General features: G+C 47.1%; 20 protein-coding genes. 11 read left to right on the forward strand and 9 right to left on the reverse strand.

Annotated elements, in window-relative coordinates; translation table 11 throughout:
- The first annotated feature begins 22 nt into the window (after window positions 1–22).
- From ord to Q502_RS06715, 9 genes are read left to right on the forward strand one after another with little or no spacing between them, the layout of a single operon-like run.
- Window positions 23–1,048 (forward strand): 2,4-diaminopentanoate dehydrogenase, encoded by a 1,026-nt coding sequence (gene ord, locus Q502_RS06675; RefSeq protein WP_099829491.1) that lies wholly within the window; start codon window positions 23–25, stop codon window positions 1,046–1,048.
- A 2-nt stretch (window positions 1,049–1,050) separates the two neighbouring features.
- Complete coding sequence (gene ortA / locus Q502_RS06680) at window positions 1,051–1,365, forward strand: 2-amino-4-oxopentanoate thiolase subunit OrtA (protein WP_099829492.1); 315 nt, start codon at window positions 1,051–1,053, stop codon at window positions 1,363–1,365.
- Window positions 1,355–2,779 (forward strand): 2-amino-4-oxopentanoate thiolase subunit OrtB, encoded by a 1,425-nt coding sequence (ortB, locus tag Q502_RS06685; RefSeq protein ID WP_099829493.1) that lies wholly within the window; start codon window positions 1,355–1,357, stop codon window positions 2,777–2,779. The genes ortA and ortB overlap by 11 nt, the downstream gene beginning before the upstream one ends.
- The gene (locus Q502_RS06690; RefSeq protein ID WP_099829494.1) at window positions 2,760–3,143 is read left to right on the forward strand and encodes an ornithine aminomutase subunit alpha; all 384 of its coding nucleotides are present in this window, start codon (window positions 2,760–2,762) and stop codon (window positions 3,141–3,143) included. Before ortB ends, Q502_RS06690 begins: the two co-directional genes overlap by 20 nt.
- Window positions 3,130–5,319: a D-ornithine 4,5-aminomutase subunit OraE gene (gene oraE / locus Q502_RS06695; protein WP_099829495.1), complete on the forward strand. Its 2,190-nt coding sequence runs from the start codon at window positions 3,130–3,132 to the stop codon at window positions 5,317–5,319. The genes Q502_RS06690 and oraE overlap by 14 nt, the downstream gene beginning before the upstream one ends.
- A 56-nt stretch (window positions 5,320–5,375) precedes the next feature.
- Window positions 5,376–6,359, forward strand: a complete 984-nt coding sequence (locus tag Q502_RS06700) for an ExsB family protein (RefSeq protein WP_099829496.1) — start codon at window positions 5,376–5,378, stop codon at window positions 6,357–6,359.
- Window positions 6,337–7,179, forward strand: a complete 843-nt coding sequence (locus Q502_RS06705) for a Cof-type HAD-IIB family hydrolase (RefSeq protein WP_099829497.1) — start codon at window positions 6,337–6,339, stop codon at window positions 7,177–7,179. The genes Q502_RS06700 and Q502_RS06705 overlap by 23 nt, the downstream gene beginning before the upstream one ends.
- On the forward strand, window positions 7,179–8,678 hold the full coding sequence (gene lnt / locus Q502_RS06710; RefSeq protein WP_099829498.1) for an apolipoprotein N-acyltransferase: 1,500 nt from the start codon (window positions 7,179–7,181) through the stop codon (window positions 8,676–8,678). The genes Q502_RS06705 and lnt overlap by 1 nt, the downstream gene beginning before the upstream one ends.
- Window positions 8,675–9,088, forward strand: a complete 414-nt coding sequence (locus Q502_RS06715; protein ID WP_099829499.1) for a CoA-binding protein — start codon at window positions 8,675–8,677, stop codon at window positions 9,086–9,088. Before lnt ends, Q502_RS06715 begins: the two co-directional genes overlap by 4 nt.
- 1,370 nt (window positions 9,089–10,458) lie before the next feature.
- Here Q502_RS06715 and Q502_RS06725 read toward each other — a convergent pair.
- The 7 genes from Q502_RS06725 to Q502_RS06755 all read right to left on the reverse strand — a co-directional run bounded on the left by Q502_RS06725 (window position 10,459) and on the right by Q502_RS06755 (window position 17,170).
- Window positions 10,459–11,244 carry an inositol monophosphatase family protein gene (locus Q502_RS06725; RefSeq protein WP_099829501.1) on the reverse strand — a complete coding sequence of 262 codons (786 nt, stop codon included), beginning with the start codon at window positions 11,242–11,244 and terminating at the stop codon, window positions 10,459–10,461.
- Complete coding sequence (pheT, locus tag Q502_RS06730; RefSeq protein WP_099829502.1) at window positions 11,237–13,606, reverse strand: phenylalanine--tRNA ligase subunit beta; 2,370 nt, start codon at window positions 13,604–13,606, stop codon at window positions 11,237–11,239. Before pheT ends, Q502_RS06725 begins: the two co-directional genes overlap by 8 nt.
- On the reverse strand, window positions 13,603–14,634 hold the full coding sequence (pheS, locus tag Q502_RS06735; RefSeq protein ID WP_099829503.1) for a phenylalanine--tRNA ligase subunit alpha: 1,032 nt from the start codon (window positions 14,632–14,634) through the stop codon (window positions 13,603–13,605). Before pheS ends, pheT begins: the two co-directional genes overlap by 4 nt.
- 33 nt (window positions 14,635–14,667) lie before the next feature.
- Window positions 14,668–15,090, reverse strand: coding sequence for a Fur family transcriptional regulator (locus Q502_RS06740; RefSeq protein ID WP_099829504.1), 423 nt, complete (start codon window positions 15,088–15,090; stop codon window positions 14,668–14,670).
- 111 nt (window positions 15,091–15,201) lie between these two features.
- Window positions 15,202–16,083 carry a hypothetical protein gene (locus Q502_RS06745; RefSeq protein ID WP_099829505.1) on the reverse strand — a complete coding sequence of 294 codons (882 nt, stop codon included), beginning with the start codon at window positions 16,081–16,083 and terminating at the stop codon, window positions 15,202–15,204.
- Between the two features lie 39 nt (window positions 16,084–16,122).
- Window positions 16,123–16,617, reverse strand: a complete 495-nt coding sequence (locus tag Q502_RS06750) for a hypothetical protein (protein ID WP_099829506.1) — start codon at window positions 16,615–16,617, stop codon at window positions 16,123–16,125.
- A complete protein-coding gene (locus tag Q502_RS06755; protein WP_099829507.1) occupies window positions 16,610–17,170 on the reverse strand; it encodes an RNA polymerase sigma factor in 561 nt (186 codons plus the stop codon). Before Q502_RS06755 ends, Q502_RS06750 begins: the two co-directional genes overlap by 8 nt.
- A 268-nt stretch (window positions 17,171–17,438) precedes the next feature.
- On the opposite strand from Q502_RS06755, the gene Q502_RS06760 reads away from it, so the two are divergent.
- Together Q502_RS06760 and nth are read left to right on the forward strand one after the other, a co-directional pair.
- Window positions 17,439–18,857 (forward strand): aminopeptidase, encoded by a 1,419-nt coding sequence (locus tag Q502_RS06760; RefSeq protein ID WP_099829508.1) that lies wholly within the window; start codon window positions 17,439–17,441, stop codon window positions 18,855–18,857.
- Complete coding sequence (gene nth / locus Q502_RS06765) at window positions 18,850–19,497, forward strand: endonuclease III (protein ID WP_099829509.1); 648 nt, start codon at window positions 18,850–18,852, stop codon at window positions 19,495–19,497. The genes Q502_RS06760 and nth overlap by 8 nt, the downstream gene beginning before the upstream one ends.
- Here the strand turns inward: nth and Q502_RS06770 are convergent.
- A complete protein-coding gene (locus tag Q502_RS06770) occupies window positions 19,442–20,971 on the reverse strand; it encodes an iron ABC transporter permease (RefSeq protein WP_243392273.1) in 1,530 nt (509 codons plus the stop codon). The two genes, nth and Q502_RS06770, sit on opposite strands and share 56 nt — an antisense overlap.
- 40 nt (window positions 20,972–21,011) lie before the next feature.
- Window positions 21,012–21,989, reverse strand: coding sequence for a thiamine ABC transporter substrate-binding protein (locus Q502_RS06775; RefSeq protein WP_099829510.1), 978 nt, complete (start codon window positions 21,987–21,989; stop codon window positions 21,012–21,014).
- Window positions 21,990–22,006: the final 17 nt, after the last annotated feature.

Consider the following 22,006-nt stretch of genomic DNA (forward strand, 5'->3'; position numbering starts at 1 on the left):
AATTCGGATAGGAGGTTTCTTTATGGCGTACAGAGTATTAGTTTGGGGCCTTGGCTCAATGGGAAGCGGAGTGGCCCGTAATGTTGCCAAGAAAGAAGAACTAAGACTGGTTGGAGCCGTTGAAAAGGATTCAGAAAAGATCGGAAAGGATCTTGGAGAATATCTCGACGGCAAGAAGACAGGTAGGTTGATCTATTCGGATGTGGGCGAGGCAATTGCCGAAACGAGACCAGACATAGTTGTAATAGCTACGAACTCCTTTGTAGAAGAAGTACTTCCCAAAATAGAGATGGCTGCAAAACACCACGTGGATATTCTTACGATAGCCGAAGAGATGGCCTTCCCATTCGCTTCGCATCCAGAGGAATCCGAAGTCCTCGAGAACATCGCCTGGCGTTATGGAGTATCTATTCTTGGTACGGGAATAAATCCAGGGTTCGTGCTTGACCTATTGATAATCGCTATGACAGGTGCATGTCTAAAGGTCGAGAGGATAGAAGCAAGAAGGATCAACGATCTTTCTCCCTTCGGAAAGACTGTGATGAAAACCCAAGGAGTAGGCACTTCACCTGAGGAATTCAAGAAGGGAATTGAGTCGGGAGAGATAGTAGGACACATAGGCTTCCAGCAGTCAATCGCAATGATTGGAAATGCTTTAGGGTGGAACATCGATAGAGTTGAAGAGACTCGTGAGCCAATCATATCAAGAACAGAGAGGAAGACTGATGTTGCACACGTAATGCCCGGTATGGTGGCCGGCTGCAGACATATAGGCCGGGGTTATTGTGGTGACAGACTAGTGATAGAGCTTATTCATCCCCAGCAGATCCTTCCGGAAATCGAAGGGGTCGACACTGGCGACTACATAGATATTTTCGGCGACCCGGAGATTCACCTTTCAGTAAAACCCGAGATTCCCGGCGGAAAGGGGACTATAGCCCTTGCTACAAACATGATTCCCGCAGTAATTGAGGCGACTCCCGGACTGATTGAAATGAGTGAGTTGCCTGTACCGAGGTGCTTGATCGACGAGATCAGGGAGATGTAACTATGAGTGCAATCAAGGGGCAGTGGGTCCAGATACACCAGATCCTCCTCGATATTGGCGAGAGAGCTCCCTCCGTTCCCGAGGACACGAAGAACGTCCCTCTTGAACTGAGAATCAGGGGCTTTCTCATTGAAGAGAAGGCCGAAGTCGGCGAAATGGTCACTGTAGAAACCGCCTCGGGGAGAAGAGTTCACGGAAAACTTGAATGCGTCGAGCCCACGCATGAACACAACTTCGGAGACAATATTCCCGAACTCTCTGAGGCCGGAATTGAACTAACTCGATGGCTTACTGGTGGCGATAGCGATGCAGAATAGATCATACGAATCAGTAATGGCGAGAAGAAAAGAGATAATGAAGGCATCTGTTGGAGTTGATTACGACAAATACGAACTCGAAGGGATTGCCTTTGACTACGAAGCGCTCATGAGAGATACTTCGTACCCTATTGAGGAGATCAGAAAAATTCAGTCAGAAACCGGAGTTGGGGATACCCCTCTGATTGAGCTCAAGAATATCACGAGACTCGTAAGAACAATCAGTGAACCGGGCAAGGGCGCCAGAATTTTCCTGAAAGACGAGGCGACTAACCCTTCAGGAAGCTTCAAGGACAGGCGTGCATCAGTGAGTGTTGCAAGGGCAAAGGAGCTCGGTTACAAAGGCGTAATCGCCGCGACCAGTGGAAACTACGGAGCTGCCGTTGCCTCTCAATCTATGAAAAGGGCTTTGAAGTGCATCGTTGTTCAGGAGTGTTATGACAGCAAAGGGAAAGGTCAACCTGAGATTCTGGAGAAGGCTCGCGCCTGTGAAGCTTACGGAGCAGAAGTAGCCCAGCTTACGGTCGGTCCGGAGCTCTTCTACTACTTCCTCCTTCTTCTTGAGGAAACTGGGTTCTTCAATGCATCCCTCTATACACCTTATGCGATTGCGGGCATCGAGTCTTTGGGATATGAGATTGTGGAACAGTCAAATAGAATGATCGGAATGAATCCTGATTACGTCCTCGCTACACACGCCGGGGGAGGCAATCTCACGGGAACGGCCAGAGGTCTTAGAAAGGCAGGCGCAAAGGAAACACAAGTCATTGGAGTCAGCGTCGATCTTTCCGGTCTTCACATGGCGAGCAATAGAGACTTCAACAGGAAATCCTTTACCACCGGTCATACTGGATTTGGAATACCATTTGCTGTTCTCCCGGATAGATCAGATGTTCCAAGGAATGCTGCAAGAGCCTTGAGATACATGGACAGGTATCTTCTCGTTACGCAAGGAGAAGTATTTTATGTTACTGAAATGCTTGCGAGACTTGAGGGCCTTCAGCGAGGTCCGGCAGGTAACACGAGTCTGACAGCAGCTATAGCTCTTGCCAGAGAACTACCCGAAGACAAAACAATAGTAGTCCAGGAAACCGAATATACAGGTGCAGGTAAGCTACCCAGCGCACAATTGACCTTTGCTAGAGAAAACGGGATAGAGATTGTGAGGGGAGACCCTTTAGCCCTGGATGCTCCGGGCAAGACAATATCTATCCCTGAGAGCCACTCTCAGATTGCATACAAAGAAGTGAACATGACAGACTTAAGGAGATCCTATATAAAACAACTGATTAGACGGGAGGTTACATTGATCGAGAGCGATTACGAATACTTATCCGAAGAGCTCAAGACTGATGTAGCTAAAGTCAAGGAATTGGTTAAGGAGGTAAGTGCTAATGTCGATTCAGAGAACTGATGATTTTGAAAAGCGAAGCCTGCACCTGCAGAACCTTTCAGACGAGGATCTAGACAGTAGGTTCTGGGAGCTTGCGGACAAGATCGTCGAGCCGCTGATAGAACTAGCAGAAGGAAACACGAGTCCTTCGATCGAGCGTTCAGTACTTTTGCGGATGGGGCTGGACAGTTTTCAGGCCGGGGCTATCGTCGCTAAGGCCGTTGAATTCGGTCTCCTTGGCAAGGGTGCCGGGAATCTTGTCCTTTCATACGCCAAGAAGACATCACAACCTTTAGAGAAAGCTGTGGAAGATCTTGCAACAGGAAAGGGCTGGGAAGAACTTGTCACCTTCTTCAGAGGAGGTGGGGAAAGTGCTGCCCGTTAACGAAAAGCTGAAGGTCGAGGAGATTCTTAAGGATCTGCAGCATTATGCTCCGAGAAGAAAGGGCTGGACATGGAGAAAGAAACTGCCCAAAGGAACGAGAGTCGATGGTTTCCAATATGATCAGATTTCCGAACCGTTGAAGAACAGCATAGGACTACCGGCCTCGCACTATTTTGAGAACATTGATCCGCAACCCGATCCGGTCATTACCTCCGAGATTGCCTCCGGCAGATTTGAAGATGACATCAGAAGAATGAGAATGGCTGCCTGGCATGGTGCCGACCATATCATGGTTATAAGGACACTAGGCCAGAGTCATATTGACGGTCTGATCGAAGGAACACCCGAAGGGATAGGAGGCATTCCTATCACACGAAAACAGCTTAGAGCTACTCGAAAAGCTTTGGACGCCATTGAAGAAGAAGTTGCAAGACCGATAAACTTCCATTCTTATATTAGTGGAGTGGCAGGACCTGAAATCGCTGTTCTCTTCGCAGAGGAAGGTGTCAACGGCGCTCATCAGGACCCTCAGTACAACGTTCTTTACAGAGGAATCAATCCTGTGAGATCCTTTGTCGATGCGGCAGCTGCCAAGAAAATCATGGCAAGCGTTGATATGCTTCAAATAGATGGCGCCCACAACGCGAATGCCTCTGCCAAGAGAGCATGGAAAGTCATGCCCGAACTCCTCGTACAGCATGCAATTAACTGCGCTTTCTCTGTAAAGGTGGGGATGAAGAAAGATTTGATCGCTCTCTCAACGGTTCCCCCTGTTGTCTCTCCCGCCCCGGAGTTCAAACTCAACTTTATCTACGCAATAACTCTGAGAGAACTATTCAAAGATTACAGATTTAGGGCTCAGATGAATACCAGATACATCGAATCAGACTTGATGGATGCAACAAGAATTCATGTCCTAGACACTCTGGTTTCGAGACTAACCAAAGCAGACATCCAGTCCACCATAACTCCCGATGAAGGTCGAAATGTTCCGTGGCATGTCAACTCCATAAGGGGCATCGAAACCGCAAAACATGCTCTCTTGGCTCTGGATGGAATCAAAGACCTACTCCAGATCAACGAAGAGGTTGTGAGGCCAAAGATTAGAGAGCTGAAGATGCGCGCCATCCTAATGATGGAAGAGATACTGGAAGCAGGCGGATACTTTGAAGCTGCCGAGAGGGGCTTTTTTGTTGATAACGGACAGTACCCCGAGCGCAATGGCGACGGCATTGCGAGACCGAAAGACGGTGGGATCGGTGCCGGCACCGTTGTTCCTAGGGATGCTGAATACTTTGCCCCCGTATGTGAGCACTTCGGATACAACAATCTCCCTGAGGGAATCAAATCGCCCGATGAACTCATAGGTGGTTGCACCCTGCATGACAGATCAAAGATAAAGTACATAGACGAACTCGATGAATCCGATAACGTTAATCTTAGAATCGCTCAGCAACTGGAAGACAGGGAGAAAGGTCTGATATCTCCCGAGGTTGAATGGTGGGGCGACGGTTGGGTTCAGCTAGATTTGACCATCCCCGATGACCCCGATCATGCCGAGGCCGCAGCTCTTGAGATTGCGAAGAGGATGGGCTTTGTAGAAGCAGCAGTCATAAGCAAGACCATCCTCCATCCGATTGAGGGGACTTATCTTGAGCTAAAAGCAAAGGTCCCGTTCAAGATAGAGAGAGACTCACTAAAACTACCTGAGAAGCCTGATCTATTAACCGAAGAAGAGATCGTTTCCTTCGTCGAAGGACATCCAATGAGGGTGGTGGCCGGGACGGTCGGCAACGACGAACATTCGGTTGGAATAAGGGAGATCCTAGATATTAAGCACGGAGGAATTGAGAAGTTCGGCTTCAAGTACACCTACCTCGGTACAAGTGTTCCTCCGGAGAAGTTCATTGATGCGGCCATAGAAACCGGTGCCGAAGCAGTTCTTATCTCCACGATTATCACTCACAACGAAGTCCACGTAAGCAATTTGACGAAGATTTCTCAGCTCGCTATAGAAAAGGGCGTACGAGACAGATTGATCTTCATTTCGGGTGGAACCCAGATTACAAATGATCTGGCCGTTTCCTGTGGAATGGATGCCGGATTCGGACGCGGAACAAAAGGCATTCACGTAGCATCCTTCCTTGTGAAGAAGAAAAGAGAGCTCCTGAGATAGCTTCTGGTTAACAAGAAGGCGGCACTTGCCGCCTTCTTTGCGTTATACTTGAACAGATGAGTGAGCAAATCGAATTACTAGTAAACAAGACTATAGACGAAATAAGAGATCTCACTGAAAGCGGCAGGCTTACAGTTGCGTTTTCAGGGGGTTTGGATTCTACTCTTGTGGCTGTGCTGGCTTCGAGGGCTCTTGGACGGGAAAGGGTGAAGCTTGTAAACGTATGTTTTGGACCATATTCATATAGCAGAGGTCTTGAAATAGTAGCTTCCCTTGCAGACAAAATGAGGCTCAGACTGGAATTCACGCCGGGATACGAAGCTCAAGAAAGGGTCTGGAAGGACGGTCCTTCGTGCAATAGATGCACTAGACTTGCGAAGCTACCGGCGATAAGATCCGGAGTTTTGGGTCTTGTAGCGACGGGTGCCAACCAATCAGACACCTGGGGAAAGACAGGGATCGTCATCAAGGATGGATTCTACGCTCCCTTGAGGAAATGGACAAAGAAACAGATAGAGAATGCGCTGAGCTACCTTGGTATCGAAGTGCCAAAGATTGGAGAAGCGCCCGTTAGGGAAGGCTGCAAGCTGAAGCATCTCCTGAAGATTATGGCGAACCCGGCTTATCACGGATACTCGGTTGCTATTGCGAATGAAGTTCTACTTGATCAGCTCGAGGATTTCACTCACTCTCTTGCTAACGTAAAAGTGATCGGTCCCCTGTCAAGAAACATCGCTTTAATTAACGTCTGTCCACTTCCCCCAATAGAAATAAGGGAGAGAATCAAGAGCTCACTTCTGGAGATAGACGTGATTGATGAAGTAAGATGGGTAGAAGGACCTTCAGTCCTCAAGATTTCGGCCAATCCAGGGCTCTATAATAGCAGAGAGGCAAGAAGATGGGTATTAAACGGGAGACTGGCTCCGGAGTTTGCTTTCCCCATAGAAGTTGAGTGGGTGAAGTCCAGAAACAACAGATTAGAGACATTTCAGGTAGTAGATTGTTGGAGGTTGAAAGATGATTCGGCTCATTGTGATTGATCTGGATGGTACTCTCCTCGACAGCGAGAAGAAGATCCCACTTGAAAACGAGTATGCGATAAGACGAGCTCTGGATATGGGTGTAGCAGTCTCCATATCCACCGGAAGAAGCTATGTTTCGGGCCACAAATACGCCGAGCAACTTGGCATAGACGTACCCATTTCTTATCAGAATGGCGCTCTAGTGACGTACGGTCACGGAGAGAATACTGAAGTAATTTCAAAATCACTTCTTGAAGCGGACAAAGCAAGATTCCTGTTCAAAAAGGCTTTGGAGAAATCCCTTAACGCTCTTGTCTTCTTCGATTTCTTCAGACTTCCGGATATTTCCACCACCAAACCTTCAGATTCTCCATACAGAGGATACTACAGTAACAACAGATATAGGATGATGTTTGAAGATAATCCGCTAATGCGGATCAAGGATGAAGGTATTCCTGAAATCGCTCTTGAAGGCAAAGAAGACAGAATTCAGGAGCTTCTCAATGAATCGAATTCTCACCTCGAGAACGTAACCGTTATCAAGAACGACAATGTTGAAGAGCACGCCTTCTACGAGTTTTTCGGACCAGGTGTGGGAAAGGAAAATGGCCTGATACATATACTGGAATATCTTGGGCTGAGCTGGAGAAGCGTCGCATATATTGGCGACAATTTCAATGATGTTGAGATACTGAAGAAGGCCGAATTACCCGTGGTAATGGCAAATGGACCGGACGAGGTGAAGCGGTACGCAAAACTGGTGACTGAAAGAGATAACGATAACGGTGGTGTGGCAGAGGCAATAGAGAGAATCCTGGCAACCAGGGGTGAGCGATAGTGGCCTTAGTTCTCCTTTCAGCAGTCCTTACTGCGCTTTCGATGCCCGGCATGCTTTGGGGTTACTTGATTTGGGTTGCACTTATCCCGTTCTTCATCTCCATGAAGGAAGTAACTCCGCTGAAGGGAGCTTTGAAGGCCTTTGTCTGGGGTTTCGTCTATCTGCTCATAACCCACTACTGGGAACTACCTGTCCTAACCGTGAATGTTCCGGAAGTCTTGAACTCATTCCCGAACTTCATCGGAATAGTAGTATATTTCCTGATGGGTGTAGTAATCGCAGTTCCCTTCCTTGCTTTCGGTTTCATCTACGGGTTGTATCAAAGGTTCTTCGAAAGGTATCCTGTACTTCTCAGCCTATTTGCCGCATCGTTTTTCACAGTCACAGAGCATCTCAGGGAGATAGGCCCACTCGGATTCACGAACGGAAGGCTATCTGACGCTCTTCTAAACGAACAGCTGGGAATAGCTCAGCTTCTTGCGGTTGGTGGACCGCTACTCCTTGTCTTCATAATAGTCTTTGTCAACCACTACTTGTCTCATCTCTTCATGGAACGCACAAGAGACAGAGCCTTATTGATTGTCATTTCTGTCGCTTTCGTGGCTCTTGCGAATGCCGCGATGAGTAGTTTTGTGCCTATTCCGCATTCTTCCGATAAATATGAAAGCACACTTTACGCGCTTCAAACAAATATCTCCATGCACATGAAGTATTACCAGCCTCCCGACGAGACCTTGAGAGTGGTCTCGAGAGCGCTGAGAGAAATTCCCGAAGGTTCCGTAGTAATCTTGCCGGAAGCAACTTTCATGAGCGATATAAGAAGTAATTCAACCGGCTCGCAGCTTCAACAGATTGCAAGCGAACGCAACTTAAGGATTTTGGTGGGATTTCCCACATACAACGATAACAACTACAATCAGGTTAGGTTTGTAGATGGAGAGGGCTTCTCAGATGAATTCTACGCTAAAGTCCAGCTCACTCCCTTTGTTGAGTTTCTCCCATGGCCAAGAGTATTTGGACTCTTCAGTTTTCTCAAGTTCCTCGACTACTTCGATCCAGGCCAACAATTCACAATCTTTTCCGTAGATGAGCACAGGATAGGAGCACAAATCTGTTTCGACTCTCTATACAGCAATGTCTCGCGAAATCTCACTCGCAACGGTGCAACAGTGATCGTCATTGCCACAAACGACGGTTGGTTCAATATATCGACGGCTCTTCAACAACATCTATCAAAAAGCATCGCCAGAGCAATAGAAAACAGAAGATATGTGATTCAGGTATCCAACACCGGGATTTCAGCGGTAATCGATCCCTATGGCAGGATTGTAAAGCGACTGCCCACTTCGAAGGAACTGACGGCCGAGTATGTTGTTGGCGAATTCCAGTATCTTCCGAGGGTAACGACCACCCTATATACTAGGTTTGGGAACTGGTTCTTCTGGTTCTCTCTTCTTCTAGGAATAGCTTTAATAATACTTGGAGGTGTTGTTCTTTGAATTACCGTGAGAGAGCAAAAAAAATCCTCGAGACCCTCAACAGAGTTATTGTTGTGGGTTTCTCAAAGAATCCGGAAAAGGCGGCTAACTACGTTCCTACATATCTTATTGAAAAGGGGTATCGCGTGATACCTGTTAATCCGAGCATGGAAGAATACAGCGGCCTAAAAGTATACCCGGATCTTGAATCAGTCGTGGCCGACGGAATAGAGCTTGAAGTAGTTGACATCTTTAGACCCTCTGAGGAGGCGGAATCAGTCGCCTTGAAGGCCATAGAGCTGGGAGCAAAGGCTGTTTGGCTGCAGAAGGGTATAACGAGTGAAAAGGCTGCAAAGGCTGCCGCAGAAAAGGGAGTTCTTTACGTAGAAGACCTGTGCATGTTCGAGGAACATAGGAGAATATCGCTGTGACGCAAGTTCCGTACTTGGTAGCGGGCGCGGCCCAGGGCGTCGGAAAGAGCTCTTAAACGTCGTACGAGTTAGCTGGTGCGGGGTAGGGGTAGATGATGGTGGTTGGCCTGAAGCAAGAGCGAGAGCTAGAACTTGGTCATTCAGAAAACAAATGAAAGTTATGCAATCAGACGCAACGGACTTTGTCGATGATGCCTTGGCACACCCTGGCAAGAATCCGGCATTTGAAAGTCCATGATAGAGATCATTGGTTCTCGTTTGAGGGATGAACTCTGGAAACATAGACCGTGATGCTGAAACAATTTCGCATGCGGCAATAGCGGGTATAGGGTATTAGGTCTGGGCGGTTCGGTGAACAGAAGCGGTCAACCCCTTGAGCGATTCTTGAGAAACCGCGGTTGGTGGTTGCAGCGGTAGGAAAGAGCAAAGTGAAACAGGCTGACCGTTGAATGGTTCTCCGTTTGCCAAGAAAAGCATCAGTTGGAAGTTCCAAGTTGCAAGTTGTAAGAAAAAGCAAGAGACCGGGGTTGGGGGTAGGAAAGAACGAGAGAACCTGGTTGACCGTTGAACGGTTCTCCGAGGAGAACCCGTTGTTCGTTCCAGAGCGAGTATCTGTTCTTCGTTCTTGGTGAAGATCATAATGCAGGAGCAAGAAGATCATAACCAGGAACCTCAAGCAGAAGCATTTTGGGGCAGGCTCTGCAGGTTGATTGCTTTTTTGAATCCTTCCCTGTGAAGCATGCATTACGACCTGGCGTGATCTTCGCCACCCTTGCGTCCGCCGATGTTCTTTGGCCCATTGCTTCTCGCGATGTTCTTCCCGGAGAACGGCTCTTACAGCGTTAAGCGGTTCTTCCAGCGACCAGCGGTTTTTTTCTTAAGCGTGCAGCTGCTCTTTCGAAGGACAGGTCCTCGCTCCTGGACGGCGAACGGACAACGTCTCTTTCGCTCTTCTTCTGAACCAAGAACAAAGCTCCTAGCTCTGGAACGAAGAACTTGGGCGCAACGCGCCGGAACCGATCTTCCGATACTATCGGAGAACGGCGAACCGCTGACGGTCAACGTGGTTTTTCATCAGCGCTCAGCGTTCAGCGGTTCTTAGCCCGCGAAGCGGAATTGGCCTTTGCTAAGCAAAGACTGGCCAGGCGGAGCCGGACTGGCCACTGAAGGTGACTGGCTCTTTCTTTTGCCTCCTGGCGCGGAAGCGCCAGCACCACTTCCCCGGACGTTTCTCCGGGCATCGCTTCCTGCGCAGCAGCATCACTTCTCGACGAAGTCGGACTCGCCTCCTGCCGAAGGCAGCCTTGCGTCCGCCGATGTTTTCGGCGCATTGCGTACCCGGGGCAGCGCGCAGTAGGCGTCTGCCTCACTTAATCATACAAGACTCTCTCCCTGAACTCTTCAACCAGCTCCGGAGAGTTGTTGGCAACGAGAACATTGGGATCTAGAAGGTCAAGAGGTTCCTTAAGACAGCTTCCAACGAAGCCACCGGCTTCCTTCACCAGCAGGACTCCGCTGGCAACATCCCATGCCTTGAGTTTCTCTTCCCAGAATATATCTGCTCTGCCGGCTGCAACGTAGGCAAAGTCAAGACACGCGCTTCCCGTTATACGAACGCCTCTACATATCTTTATCGCTCGATTAATTCTCCTCGTAATTCTCTCAAAAGACGTCTCGGATGAGTACTGAAGGCCAACATGACTTGTAGCTTCTCGAAGCTCTTTTGTTTTGCTAACCCAAATCCGTTTATTGTTTAAGTAGGCACCCTGACCCTCAATTGCATGGAATGTCTCCTTCCGGTTGTGATCATAGGTAACTGCCAATACGACACGATTTTCTGTGTACAGAGCAATCTGTGTCGAATAGTGAGGATTTGACTTCGAGAAGTTTGTCGTGCCGTCCACAGGATCAACTATCCACATTGTTGAGGATCTAACATCTGGTCCCGACTCTTCTCCGAGATACGCAGCATCCGGGAAGAGATTGTGAAGAAACGACTTGAGATTTTCTTCTATCTCGAGATCAACCGAGGTAACAATGTCCTTGTACCCGGACTTTCGTTCAACCGAAAACTCTTCCTTCGAGACCTTCCTCCATAGTTCAGGAAGATAAGCTCTGATTTTCCTGCTGAAGGTATTGAGAAGCAGATTATCCACGCAGCTTCACACCAATCTCTTCAGTCTCTTTTAAAACCAACTCGATTAGAGAGTTTATCTCTTCGTCGGTAAGGGTCTTTTCGAAAGATTCAAAAGCTAGAGTAACTGTTATGCTCCTGTATCCATGTTCAATGCCTTTTCCTTCATACAGGTCGGAAACCCTTACTTCGTTGAAAAAGGTTCCTTCTAGAGTATTGGTTATCAGCTTTTCAAGCTGCCCATAGTCTATAGAGTAAGGAACAAGGAACGAGAGATCTCTGAAGACTCTTGGGAATGGAGAGATTTTCTTTACTCCGGAAAACTCTTTCATCATGCTTTCAATTAAGGTTACGTTGAGTTCTGCAATAAACACTTCACCGCTTTTGATTTCGTAAAGAGAATCGGCTATTGCTGGATCTACAGCACCAAGGAAGCCCGCTCTTGCACCCTCAATCTCTACAGAGACTGCTTTCCCTCTTTCGAGCCAAGGGGCTGATGAAGGCTTGTACGCAGGAGTTAAACCGTAAAGTGAGAAGAACTCGTCGATTATTCCCTTGATAGTGAAGAAGTCGATTACCCTCTTGTCGGAATAATCCTGTGGATTCTCTCTTCCTGTAGCCACAAAACCTAACGCAGTTGTTTCGCACTGCTTCTCAAGTGGATTGAAAACCGAAGCTATCTCGAAAAGCTTGATATCTCTGTTCTGTCTTCTGAAATTGTAGGATGCCGCAGCTAAGAGATTATAGACTAGCGATGGCCTCAAGACAGCCATATCCATCGACAGCGGGTTCCTCAAAGCGATGCAATCGACTCCTTTGTTTACTTTTGCAATCTCTTCGGGATTTACGAAACTGTATGTGACAACCTCGTCGAAACCATTTGCGACCATCAGATCCTTAAGTCTCTTCTGCCTCTTCAAAGACTCCGGTACGCCAGCCGAGATGGGGAAAATCCTGGGCAGTTCGTTTACTATCCTGTCGTAGCCGTAGATTCTGCCGATCTCTTCAACAAGATCAATTTCCAGTTTTGTGTCGTATGCTCGAAAAGCAGGTGGTTTTACCTTCCAGCCATCATCTGTGCGCTCGACTGAAAACTCCAGGCTTTCAAGTATTCTGCCGATCTTCTCTGGCGGAACTGCTCCTCCAAGTCTCTCACTTACGTACGACTCTCTTAGCTTTATATGCTGAAGCTCGGGCACCCTTCCGGCATCGACGATGTTCGAACCTACGTTTGCGCTACAGAGCTGCTTCATTAGATCGGCCAGTCGTCTTATCACGTAAATCGAATCTTCGTAGTCTATACCTCTCTCAAATCTGTACGAACTGTCTGTAGAGATCCCAAGCTTCCTTGCAGTCTTTCGGATTCTCACGGGATCAAACACGGCAACCTCTAGCAGAACTCTTTTCGTAGTTGAATAGACTCCCGATTCCTCACCACCCATAACTCCCGCAAGGGCTAGAGGGGTTTCGCCATTTGTGATCAGCATATCATTGTTATCAAGCTCCACGGTTTTTCCGTCGAGGAGTTCCAGCTTTTCTCCGTTTCTTGCCTTGCGAACAACTATTTCGGTTGATCCAATCTTCTCCACGTCGAATGCGTGAACAGGATGACCGGTCTCAAGCATCACGTAATTCGTTATATCCACTACGTTGTTTATCGGCCTGAGACCTGCCGCAACCAGTCTCTTCTTCATCCAGAGAGGAGACTCGCCGATTTTCACATGGTCCACCAGAAGGGCCGTGTATCTGATACAGCCATTGTCGTTCAGCTTCACCTTCAGAAAAGGATCATCTCCGGTCTGAATCGACTCATCCACTTCAGGTCTCGTGATCTTCTTTTCAAAGATCGCACCTAGTTCTCTCGCCAATCCAACGACAGAGAGACAGTCTCCCCGGTTGGCCGTCAATTCCACTTCGACCACCGGCGAGTCGAGCCCAAGCAGTTCAACCACGGAATCCCCCGGTCGACCTTCTTCAAGTCTCAATATAGTAAGTGATTTGTCCTCCAGACCTAACTCCTCAAGAGAAAGAAACATTCCTTCCGATTCAACTCCAAGGAACTCCTTTTTCTCGATCTTCATTCCTGAAAGAGAGGAGCCTTCAGGCAACACGGCGACTGTTTCGCCTTTCTTGACAGTCAAGTCTGCTGTAACCACAGTTATCTTACGAGCACCGATGTCAATCTCGGTTATTTGAAGCCTTTCACTCTCAGGGTGAATACCTGTTGAAACAATCCTTCCCACCAATGCTCCCTCGACATAACTCCAGGGATACTCAACACCTGCAACTTCAGTACCGCTCAGCGATAAGCTATTGCCGAGTTCCTCAGGGGATTTGTCGCTTATATCAATGAAGTCACCAAGCCATTCGAGATACAGTCTCATATTACAGCCCTCCTGTAACCCCTAAGGAAGCGTCTATCGTTCCGAAGAAGGTCCCTGATGTCTTCAAGATCGTACTTCAGCATCGCAATTCTCTCAAGACCCGTTCCGGCAGCAAAACCACTCCAGACTTCAGGATCGTATCCTACGCTCTTAAATACGTTCGGATGTACCATGCCTGCTCCAAGGATCTCTAGCCATCCACTGCCTCCACAACTTCTGCAGCCTTCTCCGTTGCAGATCCCGCAACTCACATCGACTTCAAAGCTCGGCTCCGTAAACGGGAAGAAGCTGGGACGTAATCTGATCTTCCTGTTATCGCCAAAGAGCCTCTTGACAAAATGGTCTAGCGAGCCCTTCAAATGGCTGACCGATACTCCCTTATCCACGAACAGGATCTCAAACTGATGGAACATAGGAAGATGAGTAGCGTCGGGAGTGTCCTTTCTATAGCAGGTCCCAGGCGCGAATATCGCGAGAGGCGGGTTTCTTGACTCCATTGTCCTTATCTGAACGGGAGAAGTATGCGTTCTGAGGAGTCTGCCGTCTTCAAGATAGAAAGTATCCTGCATGTCTCTTGCGGGGTGCCACTCAGGAGTGTTCAAAGCCTCGAAGTTGTAGTAGGTTGTCTCAATCTCCGGACCCGTCGTTACCTCGAAACCCATGCTTACCCAGATACTCTGGACCTCTTCCATTGTCTGGCTGATCAAGTGTAGAGAACCTATATCCCTCTTCTTGCCCGGAATTGTGTAATCGAGCCTCTCGGATTTCTCTCGTTCTATCCTGGCCGTTTCTTCAAGTTCGTTTCTGCGAGTACTCAGAGCCTCTTCAATCGCATTCTTATACTCGTTGACCGTCTTTCCAAACTCTCTTCTCTTCTCAGGAGGAATCTCTTTCAACTTCTTCATAAGCGAGGTTATCAAACCCTGCTTCCCGACGAGCCTGGATTTCTCTTCCTGAAGTGAGTTTAAATCAGATATTTTCATCACTCTAGTGAGGACTTCTTCCAGATTAATGTCTAGTCCTTTCATTATTGCACCCCCAAGAAGCGTTTGAAGTTATCGTTATCTTGTCTTGCAGTCTGAACAAGAGCCCTTGTAGATGACCTCGAGCGACTTCACCTCGAAATCGTTCAGTTCAGGAGGAAGTCTTCTCATGCAAGCTTCAAAGTATTTGATTGGGATGTCGAAGACTCTACCGCAGGTATTGCATATGAAGTGACTATGAGGCTTGAGATTAGGATCGTATCGCCTGGAAGTCTTAGTTACAGCAATAGCCCTAATAATTCCTTCCTTTTCAAGAACTTCCATTACGTTATAGACTGTAGCCATTGAGATATTTGGATAAAGTTCTAAAGCAGATCTAAAAACTTCCTCAGCTCCCGGATGACCTTCATGATCTCTGAGAATCCGGATTATCGCAACTCTCTGAGGAGTAATCCTGTAGCCCCTGCTCTTGAGAAGAGCTATCGTCTCCTTGATGTCCATAATTCCATAGCCTCCAAAAAAGGTTTGATTGATTATACAACAAAATTCATTCAATTTAGAAAAAGATTTATGAAAACCTCAATAAGACTTGCTTCTAGAAGGCAGCTTCAATCAATAGAGGTCTTCAAGAAGAGCCTTCAGGGTTTTAGTATCCGCCATCCCAAGAAGACTAACCGCTGAAGAGGCCGAAAGTTTCTCAATTGCATAGCTGAATCCGTTTGCTTCCGCCATCTGAGCAGAGAACTTCTGAAGGTAATCAGGCTCAGAATTGAAAGAGAAGTACAGGACCATTCGTCCGAATTCCGGAGAGTACATGAGAAGTGTGTACAGATAGGTCTTACCATCAGTTGCGAAATCCATTGAAGACCATGCGAAATGCCTTTCGAGCATAGCTTCAGAAAAATAGACCGGCGGACGAACAATAATCATGCCGTCGGTAGCATTTGAAAGCTTGGTCAGAGCTTCATGAGACATCTCTGAGTAGTTTCTATAACTTGCACTAATCGAATGAAATGGATAAGACTTGACGAGCTTAAGAAGTCTATAGTTATCGTCATAAGTAACATCAAATGAGAGATCACCCGAGGAAATCGTAATCTTTCTGCCGCTTGGCAAATCAAGAAAGAGATTGATCGTATAAGATTTGCTATTCACTAGATCCACGAAATTGTCTTCGAAATCCTTTATCTTTGTTATCGGCTCAAAGGCAACGCTTCGCGTTCGGAAAATGGCATAATGGCCCGAGCTATTCCTAACCCAACCAAACTCACCCTTCGTTGTCGAGTAAGAAGTGACCAGCTTGTACGGACCAGATTTTATTACTCGCTCGTTCTTCGCAGTAGTAACTATTCCGCTCTCTTGTACGTATCTGTCTACTTCATACGAAGAGTTCTTGAGTGCATTAACAAGCGTCGTTAACTCTTCAACAGCATCCTTTCCAACCGCCAGCCCGACAGTAAGCAATAGGACAACGAGTACGGACAGCTTTTTCACGGCGATTTCACTCCTTTTGTGTCTTAGAGCGCGTATAGATCAATAAGTTGTGTTGATTCCGGAGATCTCAAAGTCATTGTTCACAGACGATTCATTCAGGAAGCCCAGAGAACGCTCCATCTCTTTCTCCATGACCACAATATCATTCATCTGTGAATCAGCATGCGAGAAAACAGTCAAATTAACCCTGAGTCTCTCGTTCAGAGTCGAACTGTAACCAAGAACGTTTGCAAGTTGATAGAGATCGCCCTTTTTCTTGATTAGAATCGTATTGCCAGTGAAGAATGATACTGAAAACAGACCAAGAACTAGACATGCGGCCACAGTTCCGAGCATCTTGTAGGGTCTGCTCTTTAGCTTCTTGATCTTGCCAACAGTCCTCTTCTTAAGCTCATCAGAAGGTCTGTAAGAGCAGCTTTCCTTAAGAGCTCCAATCACCTTCACATAACTCCTAATTTCCTTCTTCTCATCAACCCTCATTTCCTCTAAAGGGATCTCGCGATCCAAAATGCGGACAAATCTCAGTTCATCCAATGTAACCTACCTCCTCGAGCATCTCCTTGAGTCGCTTTCTTGCATAGTGTAACCTGCTTTTCACCGTTCCGACCGGCTTTTCAAGTATATCGGCGATCTCCTCGTACGACAGGTCATCTATGTCTCTCAACTTAATCAGCAAACGATCATCTTCGGAAAGCTTGCCAACCACTAACATGAGTTCTTCAAAAGAAATCTCATCCATAACTTCCCCAAAAACGTTCGTAGTTGCCGGCGGCTCAAATGTTACTTTGTCTTCGCTCTCTACGAAATCAGTCAAGAACTCGTTGTTCCGTTTTCTCTTGGCCAATGTGTCTTTGCAAACATTCACCGCAATCCTGTATAACCAAGTCGATAGTTTGGCGTCTCCACGGAACTTCTTGACGTTCTTGAAGACTTTTATAAAGACTTCCTGGATAACATCTTCTACATCATCATATCCAAGATACGATTTGATAACACTACCCAATCTCGGGGCGTAGTCATCATACAAGACTTCGTATGCCCAAACTTTCTTCTTCTTCAGTCCGTCTAGTAGCTTCTTTTCGTCCAACCATACCACCCTAATCTGTTCTATATGACGATGGAGAAGCGAACAGGGTTCAACTTCGCAAGTTAATTATACTAATTAATCGAGATTAATCATATCAATCCATTATAGACTGCAAATTCTTTTTACATGCGAATCATAAAATGAAAATGGCGAAACGCAGGAGCTCGACCTGTGTAAGAGAAGCAAATCAATGCAGGTCGAAAAAAACAAGCAAATCCGATAAAATTAAAGACGTTGGAACGAAACAGACTTTCATGGAGGTGAAGTATTGAAAAACGAAGAAGTCAAGAAGCTCGGTGAAAAGCTTACTTTGAAGAAGAAGAACGCCTGGTTTACGCTCGACAGAGATGCGGTCTTTGCCTATTCAAAAGATTATATGAACTTCATTGGCAAATCTGTAACAGAACGTCTGGCTGTCAGACATCTTGTGGACCTTCTCCAGAAAAATGGTTTCAAACCCCTCTCTTCATTCGAGGAAAGCGGCGTTAAAAAGGGTGACCGCGTATTCATAACCAAAGGCGGCAAGGCGCTAATAGCAGCAGTCATCGGTGAAGACCTCAAGGACGGTATCGACATGATTGCAGCTCACCTCGATGCCCCCAGATTGGATCTCAAGCCGAGTCCTCTTGTAGAAGATTCGGAGCTTGCAATGCTCAAGACACATTACTACGGAGGAGTCAAGAAGTATCAGTGGCTAAACATACCTTTGGCCTTCGTAGGTACGGTAGTCAAGAGCAATGGAGAATCTGTTGATGTCTCTATTGGAATGAGCAGCGATGATCCTGTATTCGTGATTTCCGATCTTCTCCCTCATTTGGACAACAGGGAAGGCGATTTCAGAAAGGTCTTTCAAGGAAAGGATCTCAATGCCATGTCCGGATCTATTCCTATAACGGACGTCAAAGACTTTGAGAATCCAGTGAAGCTGATGTTCCTTAATCTGTTGTATGAAAAGTACGGACTTGTTGAAGAAGACTTCTTTTCTGCCGACATCCAGCTTGTGCCGGCTATCGAACCGAGGGAAGTTGGACTTGATCGATCTATGATCGGTGCTTACGCGCATGATGATAGGGTCTGTTCATACACTGCTATAACAGCGCTCAAGGATATGTCTTCAATAGAGAACCCAAAGAGGACTGCAATGGTCCTTCTCTTCGACAGGGAGGAGATAGGAAGTGAAGGCGTTACAGGAGCAAAGGGGCGGTTTTGGGTCGCCTTTATCGAGAAGCTTCTCAATCTTTCTGGAGAGAAGGGGCTTTACGAGATCGACTTCCTTCTCGAGAAATCCAGAATGATATCGGGAGATGTTGCCGCCGGATTTGACCCGACCTTCAAGGATGCTCACGATCAAACAAATGCAGCAAGATTCGGATATGGAATTGCAATATTGAAATACACGGGCTCCAGAGGAAAGTCACGAACCAGCGAAGCCAGCGCGGAGTTCATGGGCTATGTGCGAAACCTTCTGAACGAGAAGGGAGTGCACTGGCAGAGTACGATCTTAGGAGAAGTCGATAGGGGCGGCGGAGGGACAGTTGCGAAATTCTTCGCCGAAAGGGGAGTCACAGTAGTGGATGCAGGAACGGCCGTTTTTGGTATGCATTCCCCGTTCGAGCTTCTCTCCAAAGCAGACCTTTACGAAACCTACAGAGCATACAAAGCCTTCCTGGAGGGAGGCGATGTCTAGGTCTGACTGCTCACCTGCGGCAGTGTCGGAATGGATAGTAGAAAACTTTCCTAGAGGTCGCGACTATGAAGAACCTTTCAAGGTTTTGGTGAGCACAATATTGAGTCAGCGCACAAGAGATGAGAATACCGAGGAAGCCTCACGCAGGCTTTTCTCGGTTTATCCCGATCCGGAATCGCTTATGAAAGCTCTCCCGGAAGACCTGTACGAGCTGATAAAAGCATCCGGGATGTACAGGCAGAAGGCTTCCAGAATAATCAACTGCGCAAGAATAGTCGTAGAAAACTTTGGAGGGGTTGTCCCCGATACCCTTGAAGAGCTTGTTACAATTCCCGGAGTTGGCAGAAAGACGGCTAACATCGTTCTAAACGTTTCATTCGGAAGGGAAGCCCTGGCAGTCGACACCCATGTTCACAGAATCGCAAATAGACTGGGATGGGTGAAGACGAAGAGGCCCGACGACACCGAATTTGCTCTGATGAAGATCTTGCCGCCCAAGATATGGGGGCCGGTGAACGGGTCAATGGTTGAGTTCGGCAGGGAGATCTGCAGACCTGTAGGCCCAAAGTGCGACATTTGTGGAATCAGGGAGTGCTGCGACTACTTCTCTCAGGTCTTTGTGCAAACCACCGGGAGATAGCGACAACGGAGATAATTATAATTCCCAAGGCCGAACTTAAGAACCTTGCCTCCAGTAGATAGCGGCTTCCGTTTAGTCTGTAGATGGCAACGGCAAAGGTAGGGAAGTCTTTGCTCCCGAGTATTAGCGATCCGCCAAATTCGCCCATAGAAATGGCGAAGACTACCGTTGCAGCGTAAATAATCGTGCTTCTAAAGAAAGGGATTATCATATACCATACGCGTGCAAGTTTCGAAGCACCGTCGAGTTGCGCCGCCTCAAGGAAGGCAAGCTCAGCACCGATCACCTGACCACTTATGTAGTTCAAAGCAACGGGTAACGAAATCACAATGTAAAGCAGCACCAGCAGCAGTGGAACAGGGAAACTCCCAAATGCTGTGAGATAGGAAACAGCTAGAATCGAAGGTGTTACGGACAGAGCTATCAAAGACACTATTCTCAGATATCTCGATCCTCGAGAGGTGTGCCTTGCTTGCCACGAAAGAAAAAAGGCGATTGTTACCGTCACAACGGCTGCAAGAAATGAAAGCGTTATTGAATTGACCAATGTGTTGACCAATCCCGTGCCGAGAAGCACGATCTTTTCTGTAAACAGCTTCGTTATCCTCTCGAAGATGAATTCCTTTCTGGTCCAGTCGTAGAATGAACTGAAGAGGGCACCAAGAATCGGTATCCACTCGAAGAGAACAAATATCCATGAGTAGATGCCCGTTAATCTGTTCTTTTCCAGATACTGCTCACCATGTTCAAAGGGCGAACTCTTCTCGCTCAGCGAAATGAGTAATCCGAAAACCATAATAAATGCGAACTGAACTGCGGCAAGAACGACTGCATTCTGCGGTGCAGCCAAAAGCCTGAAATTCATATAGATTGAAACTTCCAGGGTAGCGAATTGCGCCCCGCCCAATACAAGAACAACGGCAAAAGAGGTGAAACAGTAAGTGAAGATCAGAAGCGCGGAATTGATAATTGCCGGTGTAACAAGAGGTAGTTCTACTCGCAGAAGTCTTCGTATCCTCCCCGATCCGTCTATCTTAGAACTTTCCAGCACATCTGTGGGCAAACTTCTGAGCGCATTCCCAAGAACTAGTATAACTATTGGTGCGTTATAGAAGACGTGTCCAAGTAAGACTGCCCCAAGAGAATAAAGAATCTGTACCCTCTCCAGACCGGCAAAAGACATCAGATTGTTGAAGAGTCCATTTCTGCCGTAAACTGCCAGGAAGCCTATTGCCATCGATATGCTGGGAAAGAAGAACGGTATATAGGTTGTTATTCCCAATAGACGTGAAAGACGACCGTTGCTTCTCGCATAGTGAACTGCCGCCGGGAAACCGACGATCATTGCCAGAAATGTACTGAGAAGCGCCTGCTTGACCGTGAACCCGGCAATCGACCTGAACGAGGGCGACGAAATCACTGAAAAAATCGTATCTAACTCTAGATTACCAAAGGCAAAGAATAACGGCAGCAAAACAACGGCCGCGATCCCAACTGCAGATATTGTCAGAAATTTACCTTTCGTATATTACCGCTTCCCACTTGGAGATGAGTTCGGAAAGATCCACCTCTGCAGATAGTTTCAGAATCTTCTCCGGTTTGACGGCATAATCGAAGGCCGGGGGCATCTCTACGTCTATTACAGGGAACATCCACTGGTTAAGGGGAATATGACGCTGAAAGTCCTCACTCAGAAGAAAGTCCATGAACATTTCAGCATCGTGCAGATTCTTCGTCCATCTTATGATTCCCGCTCCCTCAATCTGGACGTAACCCCTGCCCTCTGGAATCATTGTCATATAGACCGATTCACCGTAATAATGCATTGAATATGCACCATCCGTGGCATAGGAAACCATTATTGGAGCCTCTCCGGACTCGAATTTCTGGAAAGAGTCGTCCCACCCGAGAGAGACTGTGAGTATCGAGGGCTTGAAAGCCTGCCAGAATTCCTCAAATCGCTCGCCAAAAAGCAGATAAGTCCAGGCAAGGAAAGATAGACCGGTACTCGAGGTTCTGGGATCTTGAATAATCACGCTCCTTCGATACTCCGGCCCGGTTAGATCCCAAAGCGTTTCGATGGAATCTTTTATCTGGCTAGTGTCACATATTAGCGCGATCCCTCCGAAATCATATGGGGTTAGTCTCCACTGACTATCGAGTAGAAGATCATTATCAAAGATCTTCTCATAGCCTTGGGGTCTGTAAGAAAGAAAGATACCTTCTTCGAAAGCACGTCTCAAAAGAAGGTTATCGATTCCAATCACGACATCTCCATCGAAATTCTCGCGCTCGGAAATAATCAAGCTCAGCAGAGAACCCGAATCTCCAACAGCGCGAAACTCAACTGCAATTCCCGTTTTTTCTGTAAACTTCGAAAAAGTCTCTTGCGCGAGCGGTTGAAGGGAATCGTATGAATATACCTTTAGCGGCAACACTGTCGAAAATGGAATGAAGAGGATCAATGATAAGACCAGAAATGCTCTTCTCATAAAAAACACCTCCTGCA

The organism is Mesotoga sp. Brook.08.YT.4.2.5.2., from assembly GCF_003351125.1.
Lineage (GTDB): Bacteria > Thermotogota > Thermotogae > Petrotogales > Kosmotogaceae > Mesotoga.

Bases quoted from the DNA above. Each gene is read 5' to 3' on its own strand.
- ord (WP_099829491.1), top strand. From the start codon at position 23: ATGGCGTACAGAGTATTAGTTTGGGGCCTTGGCTCAATGGGAAGCGGA.
- ortA (WP_099829492.1), top strand. From the start codon at position 1,051: ATGAGTGCAATCAAGGGGCAGTGGGTCCAGATACACCAGATCCTCCTC.
- ortB (WP_099829493.1), top strand. From the start codon at position 1,355: ATGCAGAATAGATCATACGAATCAGTAATGGCGAGAAGAAAAGAGATA.
- Q502_RS06690 (WP_099829494.1), top strand. From the start codon at position 2,760: ATGTCGATTCAGAGAACTGATGATTTTGAAAAGCGAAGCCTGCACCTG.
- Q502_RS06700 (WP_099829496.1), top strand. From the start codon at position 5,376: ATGAGTGAGCAAATCGAATTACTAGTAAACAAGACTATAGACGAAATA.
- Q502_RS06705 (WP_099829497.1), top strand. From the start codon at position 6,337: ATGATTCGGCTCATTGTGATTGATCTGGATGGTACTCTCCTCGACAGC.
- pheT (WP_099829502.1), bottom strand. From the start codon at position 13,606: ATGAGACTGTATCTCGAATGGCTTGGTGACTTCATTGATATAAGCGAC.
- pheS (WP_099829503.1), bottom strand. From the start codon at position 14,634: ATGAAAGGACTAGACATTAATCTGGAAGAAGTCCTCACTAGAGTGATG.
- Q502_RS06740 (WP_099829504.1), bottom strand. From the start codon at position 15,090: ATGGACATCAAGGAGACGATAGCTCTTCTCAAGAGCAGGGGCTACAGG.
- nth (WP_099829509.1), top strand. From the start codon at position 18,850: ATGTCTAGGTCTGACTGCTCACCTGCGGCAGTGTCGGAATGGATAGTA.
- Q502_RS06775 (WP_099829510.1), bottom strand. From the start codon at position 21,989: ATGAGAAGAGCATTTCTGGTCTTATCATTGATCCTCTTCATTCCATTT.